Genomic DNA, 13163 nt, shown 5'->3' with positions numbered 1-13163 from the left:
AGAGCGCGCTATATTTTACATTCAGTTCAGGTATTCCCAAATCTCCTCTGCCGTCCTCTGCCACGAAAATCCCGAAATCACTCCTTTCGCCTTCTCTGCCTGCCGGTTTCTATGCCCTTCATCTTTATATAATAACATCATTTGCTCAGCCAGATCAGCCACACTTCCATCGTAATATAAAGCAGCATCTCCGACAGCCTCTCCTATTATATTATTATGCACCATCAAAACAGCGAGGCCGGATTGCATTGCTTCCAGAATGTAAAGACCATAATCTTCCCGGGCGCCGGGATCCACAAATGCATAAGCTGCACTTAGAAAAGCGGCCAGGTCTTCATTTTCCTGCAGCACCACTACTTCATCGCGGTACTTATAAGTACGCAGCGCCTCCATAAAGGGGGAAGACGATTGTGGCTCTCGATGAATCAGAACCAGCTTCCAACTGGTTCTTTGCCGCTTTTTAAAAATAGAAAAGGCCTTTAATAAGTTAAGCAATGAGGAATGATCGCTAAAAAAACCAGTGTAAAGGAAATACTCACACCCATTTGTATAGCGCTCCTTGATACTGGCCTGCTGGTTTTCATCAGCCACCCGGTATATATCCGGACCAGCGGCATGAACAATTCCCACTTTTTCTGACGGTACCCGGCATTGCCGACAGATGGCCGTTTTAGCCGATTCGGAAAAAGTCAATACAGACTTTGCCCGTTCTAAAACCTTTGAAAGCCGGGCTGTTGGTTTCACTCCAATTTCGGCAGACCGTACCATAATGCAATGAGGCACAGGGCTCTTTATATATAAACTGGCGCCAAAGCAAAGAACCACTTCTGCCTCCAGCTTCTTTAACAATTGCTTATACTTAGCTTGCTGCCACAATGCTCCCCACCAATTTTTGCTGTTTAAATACGGTATAAGATGAGATGTAACATTTGCAGCTTTCACCAAAACCTCCTCCGGGGCATCGGTACATATATGAAAATGGTGTGTTGTCTGCTGCCTTGCTAAATAAGATAATGCCTGGTTGAAAAAGTACCTGTCCGCTCTTGTTGCGTTTACTGGTGACAGGGAAACCATCACTGCAATAACCATAAGCGAAGGTAATAATTTGCCTGACCGTATTTTTACCAACCCCTAAATCGCCAACTTATACTATAGTTTATTGCAGCCGTGGTTAATAATTTTACCCTTGCTAATCTTTTATTCTTTGGCCGTTGCTCTTTGAAAAGCGCCTCGTTTTTGACATGGATGTCACCATTGGTTGAATTGTAGAAAATATTTCAAATTCCAGGATTTGACTTTTTAATTGTTGTTTTAATTCAACAAAACAGAATATGTATATCCAGAACGGGAGCCGGCGGATGCACATATGTGCATTGGTATCATATTTGTTATGGTTTCATTGGCTTCACCCTTAACTATACAAATTACAATAAACGACCTCTTAGGTGGAAGAGGATGGTGGCTTGTAAAAGGGGCCTTGGTTCGGGGCCCCTTTCTTTTTGCCAGGACCAACACATTAAAACTTACTGCTATCTCATGATCCAAAATCATTAACAAATTATGTGATCTGGAACATTGAACTTTGAAAAATAAACTTTTTCATATCTTTAAAACGACAGAAACGTAAAAGCTTCACTTAGGAAAGAATACGCCTGCAACGCTTTTATATTTTTTACAAGTGCTGTGAATAGCTGCGTTTATTACATTTGTCCTTTGCAACTTACATTAATGGAATACAATACAACGAGAAATTACATGATGATGCGTGAATATGGGCGCCATATTCAGAAGATGATTGAGCATTTATTGACCATTGAAGACCCTGAGCGCAGACAAGGCAACGCACAGGCCGTAATTGAACTTATGGGTTTTTTGAATCCTCATTTAAAAAACGTTGAAGACTTTCGTCATAAATTATGGGATCACCTTTTTCTCATTTCCGACTTTAGGCTGGAAGTAGAATCTCCCTATCCAATTCCCACCCGGGAAACCTTAAAGGGCAGACCTAAACCGCTCCCTTATCCCAAACGCTATCCTAAATTCTCGCATTTGGGTAAAAATCTTGAGCTGGTGATCAATAAAGCTTTGCAGGAAGAAGATCCGCAAAAACGTCTTGGTTTCGCCAATGCGATCGCCTATTACATGAAGCTGGCTTACAGCAACTGGCACAAGGACTCTGTGCATGATGATGCCATTCAAGGCGAGCTGACAAACATCACTGAAGGTCAACTGGAGTTTACCAATACGCCTTACGTAAAGGCTTACCGCCCGCAACAGGAAAGCCGTGATCGCGGAGGTTATGGTAAACAACGCAGCGGCGGAGGTGGCGGTAAGTACCAGCGCCGTGACAGTGGCAGAAACGACAATCGCAACCGCCATAGCGGAAAGAAACGCTTTAAATAGTCACCCCCTAAAGGGGAGACTTAGGCTGGGCAGGCATTATATATTTTCAGACTATATTTTATTAACTTAAAAACATAACCTGACTTTAAAGTCGGAGTGTTTCCTTACCCTGTTTTTGGGCGTAGACGCTCCCTTTAGGGGCTGGGGGTATGGTGAACTATGTCATCATTCGAAGTTATAGGCGGTAAAAAGCTTAAAGGAGAAATTGTACCTCAGGGCGCAAAAAATGAGGCCTTGCAGATCATCAGCGCAGTTTTGCTAACTGATGAAAAAGTAACCGTAAGGAATATCCCGGATATTATTGATGTCAACTTATTAATAGAGCTGCTGCAGGAAATGAATGTAAAGGTGGAACGCCCCCAACGCGACACCTGCATTTTCCAGGCCGACGATGTAAACGTCGATTACCTGCTGAGCGAAACATTTCAGAAAAAGAGCGGCCGCCTGCGTGGCTCTGTAATGCTGGCCGGCCCCATGCTGGCCCGTTTCAAAAAAGCTTTCATCCCAAAGCCCGGCGGTGACAAAATTGGCCGCAGAAGGCTGGATACCCATATCTTAAGTTTTCAAAAGTTAGGTGCAAAATTCGACTACGATACAGAAGACGGCTTTTTCCACCTCGAAGCTCCCAAATTGAAGGGAACCTTCATGCTCCTGGACGAGCCTTCTGTTACCGGTACCGCCAACGTAGTGATGGCCGCAGTATTAGCCGAAGGCACCACCACTATTTACAACGCCGCATGCGAACCCTACATCCAGCAGTTATGCAAAATGCTGAACCATATGGGAGCCAATATCAGTGGTGTAGGCAGCAACATGCTAAAGATTCAGGGCGTGGAAAAACTGCACGGCACCGAGCACCATATGTTGCCCGATATGATCGAGATCGGTTCCTTCATTGGTCTGGCAGCTATGACGCAGAGCGACATTATCATTAAGAATGTCAACCACGAAAACCTTGGCATTATTCCGGAAAAGTTCCAACAATTGGGAATTAAGATGAACATCGAAAACGACGACATCCACGTTCCCGAGCAGGATCTATATGAAATTTCAACCTACTTGGATGGCGGCACCCTCACCGTTTACGATCACCCATGGCCTGGCTTTACCCCCGACCTATTAAGTATCGTACTGGTAGTAGCCACACAGGCCAAAGGTTCGGTGCTCATTCACCAGAAAATGTTCGAAAGCCGCCTGTTCTTTGTAGACAAGCTGATCGAAATGGGAGCCCGCATCATTCTCTGCGACCCCCACCGCGCAGCGGTGATCGGTTTAGAAAGGAAGTTCCCATTACGAGGTATTACCATGACATCACCCGACATCCGCGCCGGTGTTTCTCTGCTCATCGCTGCCCTCAGTGCCGAAGGCAAAAGCGTGATTCAGAACATCGACCAGATCGATCGGGGTTATCAATATATTGACACCAGGCTCCAGCAACTCGGAGCCGAGATCAGAAGAGTATAAACAATTAATGAATATAAACTAAAAGCCCTCAACTTCAGTTGAGGGCTTTTAGTTATCTTACATTCCCTATCCATTGATGCCGCACAAATCTTAAGCTGCGCCCTTCCGAATACGACTTATTTACCACTCATTAAAACGACAAGTATGAAAAAGATTCTTTCACTTATTTGTTTGGCAGCTTTTTTTGCTTCATGTAATAGCGGTGAACCTAAGACGGAAATGAACAGTACTGAACATAGTACTGCATCAGATAAAGCGCCCGCAGACCTGCCTTACACCGCCTCCTATTCCAGCAGTTGGTCTACCAATGTATCAGATGCAGATCTGAAAATGGTATTGATGACCTATAAAGACTGGGCTAGTGGAAATATGGATAATTTGGGAAATTCAATGGCAGATACAGTGGCGTGGGATATGGCTTCAGGCGATCATATGAAATTATCCAAAGCAGAACTGATGAAAATGTGGAAGACTTATCGGGATAGCTTGAACTCGGTATCTATTGACATGGAGGGATGGCAAAAGATGTATGCTACGGACAAGAAAGAAGGCTATATAGTAACATGGTATAAAGAAACCGATACTTATAAGACAGGAAAGGTTGATTCTGCCTACTACCACGATATCAATCAGGTGAAAGACGGGAAAATAGTTTGGTACAGCCAATACAAACGGCCAGCAAAATAGAAATCATCAAGGTCTATCCCTTGCATTATAGATATCACTTGCCTTATCTCCTTAAGAAACACTTTATTAAAGCGAATGCCTATTGACATTCGCTTTAACTTATAGCCCATCACTCCCTCATCCATTCCACCTTTTCTTGCAAGGGCCGCCTCTTTCCTTCAGGTGATGGCACAGCCACATGCCCGATGTAAAAGAACCCGAGCAGCTTATCGTCCTCTTCCAACTCAAAGAAAGGCTTTGCCTTTTCATTGTAAGTAATGCCCCCTGTTGTCCAATAACCACCCAACCCATAAGCAGTTACCGACAAGTAAATATTCTGCACCGCACAGGCAACAGCCTCAATCTCCTCAATTTCAGGAATGCGCTTTGCCAAACTACGCTTCATGCAAATAGCGATAATGTGCGATGCCAAAAGCGGTTGGGTAGTCAGCTTGTGGTACTTGGCCTCATTAAAGTTGGCTCCCGATTGCTCTTTAAAAAGTTCGCCGGAAAACTGGGCGAACCTTTTCAATCCATCCCCTGTTAACACTACGAAACGCCAGGGCTCTGTCTGTCCATGGTTAGGAGCCCAGGTCGCATTTTCAAGGATCTCTGTGATAATCTCATCGTCTACTTTTTTACCCGGAACAAATTGTGCAGGAAACACCGACCGGCGATTACGGATCAATTGGTTAAAAACATCTACATCGAATGGCATAAGGAGTTTTTTGCAAGAATACGATAAATGAGAAAAGCCCTCCCTCCTTTAAAAAATTTTACCCTCGCTGAATTCAATATTAGACGCTGAATTTCAATATTTCAACCCAAAATTGACCTGGAAATATCAACGACAATTTTCATACGTCAACCTATATGTCCATTTATCTCCCTAAAAAGCTACTCGTATAGTTTATCTTTTAACTACTTCGTTTTTTTTAGTGCTTTGGTCCGAAAACCAACAAACCATGATCAAAGGCTTACTCGCCCTGTTATTCACCTTATTGGGCATTTATGCTTCAGCCCAAACAACTGCCAAAGTCACCCTAACGGTATTGAATGGACAAAAGATGCCCCTGGAAAATGCTACCGTGGAGTTGTTGCGCAGTAAAGATTCAGCACTGGTAAAATCTGCGCTGACTGATAAATCAGGAACGGCGGAATTCGAAAATATCAAAGCAGAGACTTACTTCGCCAGGATCAGCTCTATTAACTATACCACCCATTATACATCAATCTTCCAGGTAAGCGGCCAGAATCCAGTTGTTTCGCTTCCCGCCATAACATTGGTCCAAAAGGAAGCAAAACAGTTGCAAGGTGTTACTGTAAATGCCAAAAAACCTTTTATTCAAAAGCTCAACGATCGCATAGTGGTGAATGTGGAAAGCAGTATTGTCAGCGCTGGCAGTTCTGCATTAGATGTATTGGAACGCGCTCCTGGTCTAACCATCGACCAGAACGATGTCATTGCCCTCCGCGGCCGTCAGGGCGTTATCATCATGATTGATGGAAAGCCCTCTCCCATGTCAGGCTCCGACTTAGCCAACTATTTACGTGGCCTGCCTAGCAATGCCATTGAACGCATCGATATCATTACCAATCCCTCTGCTAAGTATGATGCAAAAGGCAACTCTGGCATCATTGATATCCGGATGAAAAAAGACCAACGCATGGGGACTAATGGTACTTTCACCGCAGGTTATGGCCAGGGCATTTACCCCAAGGCCAACACGGGTACTACATTCAATTACCGCAATAAGAAAGTGAATGTATTTGGCAATTATAACTACAGCTACCGCGAAGCCCTGAACCATCTTATACTCGACAGGAATTTTTTCAACAACGGAACATTTTCAGGAGCTGATAAAAAAGACAACTATGCACACATGCCAATAAACTCACATACAGCAAGGCTTGGAGCAGACTTCTTTCTCAATAAAAAAACAATCTTAGGCTTTGTTGTGAATAGCAATTTTAATCACTTTGAACGTCAGAATAGGAACAACTCTCTGGTAATCGATAATCAAAAGCTGCCCTCATATACATTTCAAACGATGGCTACCAACGACGACCACTTTAATAACACAGTAGCCAATATCAACCTGAAACACACCTTCGATTCCTCAGGAAAGGAACTTACTGCAGACATAGATTATGGTTCATTTATCAATACTTCACTGTCTTCTACAGCGACGCAATACTTTAACCTGGATGGCAATAAACAACAACCAGATTATATCTTAAATGGCGACCAGGATGGAAAGCTGACCTTTAAAACGGCCAAAGCAGATTATGTAAACCCTCTAAAGAAAGGAACTAGATTAGAAGCTGGCTTCAAAACAAGCTTTGTTTCTTCAGACAATGACGCCCAATTCTTTGATGTAAGCAGTGGCACCCCAATAAATGATGTGAACAAAACTAACCGCTTCTTGTACGACGAAAACAATTATGCAGCTTACACCAACTTCTACAAAGAGTATAAAAAATTCAATATACAGTTAGGTTTACGTGCTGAGCAAACAAACGTAAACACCCACCAGGTAAAAGGCGATGTGCGTTGGGATTCCTCTTATTTGCAATTCTTCCCGAGTGCTTTCTTCAACTACAAATTAAAAGAAGACCAGACATTGGGTGTATCAATAAGCCGTCGTATTGACCGCCCTGGCTATAGGGATCTAAACCCGTTCCTATTCCTGATAGATGTGAGTACCTACGCCACAGGAAGCCCCGGTTTATTGCCCCAGCTCACCTGGTCATACGAACTAAGCTATACGCTAAAGCAACTAAATTTTACTTTGGGCTATAAGCACACCAAAGACGTTCAAAACATAGCCATTGTACGTTTTAAAGATGTGTTTCCCAATATTCCATCTGACGACAATGTAACTGTCCAAATACCAGTAAACCTCGAATCTTCAGACTATTATGGGTTGTCAGTATCCGCTCCTATCCGCATCAGCAAGTGGTGGAACATGATGAACAATGCAGATCTATATTATAATCACTTCAATGGCAACCTGGCAGGAACTATGCTAAACAACGGAACGCCCGCCGCAGATATAAGAACCAACAACACATTTACATTCAAAAAAGGATGGACAGCCGAACTGAATGCAAACTTCAACTCCGGAGGCCGCTATGGCTATATGGTCAGCAAACCTCAGTGGGGAGTAACCGCTGGCGTCCAAAAGTCTGTATTGAAAAACAAAGGCTCCATTCGTTTCAACGTTACGGATATCTTTTGGACCAACCTCCCCAAAGCAACCATTACTTACAACAACTACATTGAAAACTGGCATGCCTACCGCGAATCCCGTGTAGCCAACCTAAGCTTTACCTATCGCTTCGGGAAAAACACCGTCGCAGCAGCCCGTCGCAGAACGACAGCTTCCGAAGAAGAAAGAATAAGAGCAGGCGGTAATTGATGAATGCCTGTCGTCAATTGCTAATTGCTAAAAGCTTATATCTTCGCACCTCCAATTAGCAATTGACATTCACAATTCACTTTTCACGCTAATGACTATCAATACCCAACACAAAATAATAATCCTGACAGCTCCATCTGGCGCAGGAAAGACCAGCATTACACGCTACCTGTTGAAAAATCATCCCGACAAACTGGCGTTCTCCATTTCAGCAGCTACCAGGAAAGCCAGGGATAATGAAAAAAACGGAGTGGATTATTATTTTATGAGCGAAGAAGACTTTGTCAACAAGATACAGCACGAAGAATTTGTAGAATGGGAAATGGTTTATGAAGGCAAATACTATGGTACGTTGAAATCTGAAATGCAGCGTATCTGGAACCAGGGTAAAGTTCCGGTACTGGATATTGATGTCAAAGGCGCCATCCACGTGCAGCAGCAATTTCCTGAAACCACGCTTTCTCTTTTCATTGAACCACCTTCCATCGACGAATTGAAACGCAGGCTCACTTCTCGAGGCTCCGAAACCGATGAAACCCTCCAGGCAAGGGTCAACAAAGCCTCCTACGAACTTACATTCAAACACTTCTTCCACCACGAAATCCTGAACTCCGATCTGGACCATGCCTGCAAAGAGGCAGAACAGATCGTTTTGGATTTCATACAGAAAAAATGACGAATAAGCTATCTTTACTTTTATGATAGCTGTTGGTACATTACTTTGGTTTATTGCCACGATCTTATTAATGGGATTCGCGGCTGGCGTGGAAATGGCATTTTACAGCGCCAACCGTTTCAATATAGAACTCAGGAAAAAACAAGGCAAACCTGGCGCAGAACTCCTGGGCCGCTTCTTTGAGCGCCCCGAACTTTTCCTGGCCACCACCATTATTGGCTTTACCATTTTCCTGGTATGTTTCACCCTGATGTTCAGTATTGTCATGCAACCCCTTTGGGCCTATATTGGCTTAGGTGAACGCTACGATACCTTCCGCCTCTTTGCTGATATCGTGATCGCCACCTTCTGGGTATTGATCTTTTCAGAACTGATTCCCCGGGCATTCTTCCGTGCGCATAGCAACCTCATACTTTCCCGTTTCGTCTGGGTTATTAACATTTTTTACCAGTTGTTGCTGCCGGTAGCCTCTGCATTTATGAACCTGAGTTATTGGCTGTTGAAGTATGTGTTCAACGTCCGGGTAAATGAAAAAAAGGACACTTTCAGCCGTATTGACCTGGAAACCCTTTTCCAGCAAACAGAGAATGGAGATTTTGAACCACAGGAGCTGAATACCAATTTATTCGAAAACGCGCTGGAACTTCCCAAGGTTAAGATAAGGCAGTGCCTGGTGCCAAGGAAAGAAATTATTGGCGTGGATAGCAGGGCTTCTATAGGTGAAGCCAAGCAAAAATTCATTGAAACCAAGCTCAGTAAGCTAATTGTTTACGAAAAGAATATAGATAATATCATTGGGTATATTCACCAGCTGGATATGTTTAAAAATCCTGAAAACATTCAGTCTATCTTGTTGCCCATCCCTCCTGTTCCGGAAAGTATGAGCGCCGCCGATCTGATCAGCAAATTCACTAAGGAACGCAAAAGTATCGCCCATGTAGTAGATGAATTTGGAGGTACAGCCGGTATTATCACTATGGAGGATGTGCTTGAGGAGATCTTTGGAGAGATCCACGATGAGTACGACAGTGAAGAATTCGTGGAAAAGCGGATTTCAGAAAATGAATACATCTTTTCCGGCCGTCTCGAACTGGATTACCTGACAGAGAAATATGGCCTTGAATTCATCGATTACGATACAGAAACTCTTTCAGGTTATATCATCAACTACCATGAAACGATTCCACACCAGAAAGAACGGATCATTGTTGAAAACTACGAATTCGACATTTTAAACGTGAGCGATACCCGGATCGAAATGGTAAAATTGAAGGTGCTTAAATAAAACGGTCACCAAAAGTGCTCGAATCATTGCCATTCCCAAATCCCACGTATTCCAGTCCACGATCACGTCAACCAGGATAAAGTTCTGATTTGCCACGCTCCAATTTTTATGATCTCCCCTTTCCCTAACATTTTTTATTTGCCTTGCCCAAACCCTCAGTTTAAATGTTACATTTTCCATTCTGCATTTTACATTTACACCCCGATCTATAGAGAGACATTATAGAGACCTTATAGAGACTTTATAGAGACACTATAGAGACATTATAGAGACCCTACTGCGGTGTAACTCCTCATGAACTTCGTATCTACCCCGTACCTAAGGCGTGTCTAAGCCATATCTGCTCCACCTGTCTGGTATTGATTACCTCAACATCCCTAAATTCCGAAATCCCTTCTACCATCTATCATCTGTCCTCACGTATAGCGGAAAAGCCTCCTTCATTTCCCCTTCTCCACACGTACTTTATCCTCATATTTATTCGTTTGAACTTTAAAAGAAATTCAGTAATTTTTCAGCCGAAACCATTTACAGGCCGCCATTGACCGCTTATCACTCATCATTACTACCTCATCCTTATATCTAGTAAAATTGTAACTATATAATATTAATAATATGACCACTAAACCCTTGTTCTTGCTGGTAACAAGTCTGTTCATTTCTGCACTTTGCTTTGGCCAGGCCAAAGGCAAAAACAAAGACAGAAAAGTCACGGTTACACAAGTCCCGGCTGTAATTATTATAGACTCTTCAAAACTCAAAAAGCCGGTACTGAGCATTACCGATAAGGTGAAAAGCAGTAAAAAATCCGACGGCTTGTTCACCATCTACCAGGATACGGCTACAGGCACCGTCCAATTGTATATAAAGAAAGACCAGTTAGGCAAGGAATATATCTATCAAAGCTTTTCGATAAATGGTCCTACGTCCCTGTACTTAAACCAAAGCATGCACCGCAGCAACTTTGTGTTCAAAGTTCAGAAAGCATTTGACAAACTGGAATTCAGCCGGGTAAACACCTCCTTCTATTACGACCCGCAAAACCCGGTAAGTAAGTCTAAAGATGTTGACAAGCCAGACGCTATCTTCCTGGTGGAAAAAGTCAGCGCGGAAGACTCCACAGGCTACCTGATCAATGCAGATAACCTGTTTATCAGCGAAAAGCTCGATCCCATAAAGCCAGTAACGCCACCCAGCTTTTTCAGTGTTGCCTCCTTCAACCTGGGTAGTCTGAACCCAAGTAAGTCAAAATACCACGCCATTAAGTCCTTCCCGCAGAATACTGATGTTGTGGTCGACCTGGCATATGATAATCCTGGTGCCTATGTTTCCGGTGGCTCTGATATTACAGACCCCCGTTACGTACGGGTAACCATCCAGCATAGCTTCATCGAAATGCCAAAGAACGACTTCAAACCTCGCAGGGACGACCCCCGTATTGGTTATTTCAGTCAGCAGGTGACTGACCAGACCAGTATCAGCCCTGTTCCATATAAAGACATTATCAATCGCTGGAACCTGAAGAAAAAGGATCCAAATGCCGCAATCAGCGAACCGGTTGAACCAATAGTATTCTGGATCGAGAATACGACACCAGTGGAATACCGCCAGGCAATCATGGAAGCCGGCCTAAAGTGGAATGCTGCTTTTGAAAAGGCTGGCTTTAAAAATGCCATCCAGATGAAGATCATGCCCGACGACGCTGACTGGGATCCTGCAGATATCCGCTACAACGTGATCCGCTGGGTGTCTTCTGCCAATCCTCCTTACGGCGCCATAGGACCCAGCTTTGTGAATCCCCAAACCGGGCAGATCCTGGGAGCCGATATAACGGTTGAATGGTATGCGGGTAGCGCCACCCCAATTATTGACGAACTCCTGAATGGAGGGAAGGTTATCGGCCTGAACTTCCCAGGCATGAACACAGAACAGCTGGCCAATTGCACACTAGCTTCAGAATTGAAAAGCCAGCTGATGACCGGCATGACGGCCCTGGAAATTGCCGACGCCAGTCCGAAAGAACTAAGAGAAATGCACCGTGAGTTCCTGACCTACCTGATCATGCACGAAATGGGTCACACGCTTGGCCTTAACCACAATATGAAGGCCAGCCAGATGTGGTCACGCAAAGAGATCAACAACAAAGAACTCACACGCCAATACGGCCTCACTGGCTCAGTAATGGACTACCCCGCTGTAAACATTGCACTGGATAAAAAATTGCAAGGCGATTACTATACTACTCTTGCCGGCCCTTACGACGAATGGGCGATAGAATATGGTTATACAGAATTCAAACCCGGTGAAGAAGAAGCCGGCCTGAAGGATATCCTCTCTCGCAGCACCGATCCCAAACTGATCTTTGGTAATGACGGCGACGATATGCGTAGCCCCGGTAAGGCTATTGACCCTCGCGTCAATGTAAATGACCTTACCAGTGATGCCATCGGCTATGCCGAAGACCGCCTGAAGCTGGTGAATAGCCTGATGGGCAAACTGGTTACCAAATACAGCAAGCCTGGCCAATCATATGCCGAACTGCGCGCCCGCTACAATTCACTGCAAACCCAGCGTTTTAATATGATTGCTGCTGTAAGCCGCTATATCGGTGGTGTTTATGTAGACAGGAGCTTCCCGGATCAGAAATCAGGCAAGAAACCTTTTACCCCGGTATCCCTGGCAGATCAGAAAAGAGCTGTCACTATTTTAAGCAAATATGTTTTTGCTCCTAATGCCTTTGCCGCCGATGCACCGGTATTTGCTTACCTGCAGCTGCAGCGCCGTGGTTTTAGCCAGCCACAAAACGGTGAGGACTATAAAGTAACCAACACAGTTTTAAACCAGCAATTGAACGGCGCCCTGGCCCACATCATGCATCCAAACACGCTGGGCCGCATTACCAACAGTCGTTTCTACGGTAATCAATACAGTACGGCCGATGTCATGAACGACCTTACCCAGGCTATCTTCACTGCCGATCTGAAATCGAATGTGAACATCTATCGCCAGAATCTCCAGACCAACTATGTAAAAGGTTTGATCTCTATTATGGAAGACAAGTTCCAATATGACGATATCGCCAAAGCAGCCGCTTTACATTCTTTAAAGAAGATCAAGGCGCAGCTGGCAATAGCAGTTTCACCAAATGAGGAAACAAAAGCACACCGCGAAAGCCTGGGATTCCTGATTTCCAGTGCCTTGGAACCTAAATAATGCTTGGTATAAATGTTTATTAAAGCCTGTCCTA

General features: G+C 44.1%; 9 protein-coding genes. 7 read left to right on the top strand and 2 right to left on the bottom strand.

Going from position 1 to position 13163, the window contains the following annotated elements; translation table 11 throughout:
- Nucleotides 1-21 precede the first annotated feature (21 nt).
- Nucleotides 22-1089 carry a glycosyltransferase gene (locus OCK74_RS21305; RefSeq protein WP_279299111.1) on the bottom strand — a complete coding sequence of 356 codons (1068 nt, stop codon included), beginning with the start codon at nucleotides 1087-1089 and terminating at the stop codon, nucleotides 22-24.
- A 639-nt stretch (nucleotides 1090-1728) separates the two neighbouring features.
- On the opposite strand from OCK74_RS21305, the gene OCK74_RS21300 reads away from it, so the two are divergent.
- The 3 genes from OCK74_RS21300 (at nucleotide 1729) to OCK74_RS21290 (ending at nucleotide 4554) form a co-directional block, all read left to right on the top strand.
- Nucleotides 1729-2403 (top strand): DUF4290 domain-containing protein, encoded by a 675-nt coding sequence (locus tag OCK74_RS21300; protein ID WP_279299110.1) that lies wholly within the window; start codon nucleotides 1729-1731, stop codon nucleotides 2401-2403.
- 159 nt (nucleotides 2404-2562) lie between these two features.
- Nucleotides 2563-3867, top strand: a complete 1305-nt coding sequence (murA, locus tag OCK74_RS21295; RefSeq protein WP_279299109.1) for a UDP-N-acetylglucosamine 1-carboxyvinyltransferase — start codon at nucleotides 2563-2565, stop codon at nucleotides 3865-3867.
- Nucleotides 3868-4011: 144 nt separating this feature from the next.
- Nucleotides 4012-4554, top strand: a complete 543-nt coding sequence (locus OCK74_RS21290) for a nuclear transport factor 2 family protein (RefSeq protein ID WP_279299108.1) — start codon at nucleotides 4012-4014, stop codon at nucleotides 4552-4554.
- Between the two features lie 109 nt (nucleotides 4555-4663).
- On the opposite strand, the gene OCK74_RS21285 is transcribed toward OCK74_RS21290, so the two are convergent.
- Nucleotides 4664-5251, bottom strand: a complete 588-nt coding sequence (locus OCK74_RS21285) for a nitroreductase family protein (protein ID WP_279299107.1) — start codon at nucleotides 5249-5251, stop codon at nucleotides 4664-4666.
- 247 nt (nucleotides 5252-5498) lie between these two features.
- Between OCK74_RS21285 and OCK74_RS21280 the strand changes: the two genes are divergently transcribed.
- The 4 genes from OCK74_RS21280 (at nucleotide 5499) to OCK74_RS21265 (ending at nucleotide 13129) form a co-directional block, all read left to right on the top strand.
- Nucleotides 5499-7955, top strand: a complete 2457-nt coding sequence (locus OCK74_RS21280) for an outer membrane beta-barrel protein (protein WP_279299106.1) — start codon at nucleotides 5499-5501, stop codon at nucleotides 7953-7955.
- Nucleotides 7956-7992: 37 nt separating this feature from the next.
- Nucleotides 7993-8631 carry a guanylate kinase gene (gmk, locus tag OCK74_RS21275; protein ID WP_341483212.1) on the top strand — a complete coding sequence of 213 codons (639 nt, stop codon included), beginning with the start codon at nucleotides 7993-7995 and terminating at the stop codon, nucleotides 8629-8631.
- A 22-nt stretch (nucleotides 8632-8653) separates the two neighbouring features.
- Nucleotides 8654-9916, top strand: coding sequence for a hemolysin family protein (locus tag OCK74_RS21270; protein WP_279299105.1), 1263 nt, complete (start codon nucleotides 8654-8656; stop codon nucleotides 9914-9916).
- A 615-nt stretch (nucleotides 9917-10531) separates the two neighbouring features.
- The gene (locus OCK74_RS21265; protein WP_279299104.1) at nucleotides 10532-13129 is read left to right on the top strand and encodes a zinc-dependent metalloprotease; all 2598 of its coding nucleotides are present in this window, start codon (nucleotides 10532-10534) and stop codon (nucleotides 13127-13129) included.
- Nucleotides 13130-13163 lie beyond the last annotated feature (34 nt).

The organism is Paraflavisolibacter caeni (genome assembly GCF_025628885.1).
Lineage (GTDB): Bacteria > Bacteroidota > Bacteroidia > Chitinophagales > Chitinophagaceae > Flavisolibacter > Flavisolibacter caeni.
Note: the sequence above shows the minus strand (reverse complement) of the source record. Positions and strands in the feature narration are given on the sequence as shown.

Coding starts and splice junctions, on each gene's coding strand:
- OCK74_RS21270 (WP_279299105.1), top strand. CDS start 8,654: ATGATAGCTGTTGGTACATTACTTTGGTTTATTGCCACGATCTTATTA.
- OCK74_RS21300 (WP_279299110.1), top strand. CDS start 1,729: ATGGAATACAATACAACGAGAAATTACATGATGATGCGTGAATATGGG.
- OCK74_RS21305 (WP_279299111.1), bottom strand. CDS start 1,089: ATGGTTATTGCAGTGATGGTTTCCCTGTCACCAGTAAACGCAACAAGA.
- murA (WP_279299109.1), top strand. CDS start 2,563: ATGTCATCATTCGAAGTTATAGGCGGTAAAAAGCTTAAAGGAGAAATT.
- OCK74_RS21285 (WP_279299107.1), bottom strand. CDS start 5,251: ATGCCATTCGATGTAGATGTTTTTAACCAATTGATCCGTAATCGCCGG.
- OCK74_RS21280 (WP_279299106.1), top strand. CDS start 5,499: ATGATCAAAGGCTTACTCGCCCTGTTATTCACCTTATTGGGCATTTAT.
- OCK74_RS21290 (WP_279299108.1), top strand. CDS start 4,012: ATGAAAAAGATTCTTTCACTTATTTGTTTGGCAGCTTTTTTTGCTTCA.
- OCK74_RS21265 (WP_279299104.1), top strand. CDS start 10,532: ATGACCACTAAACCCTTGTTCTTGCTGGTAACAAGTCTGTTCATTTCT.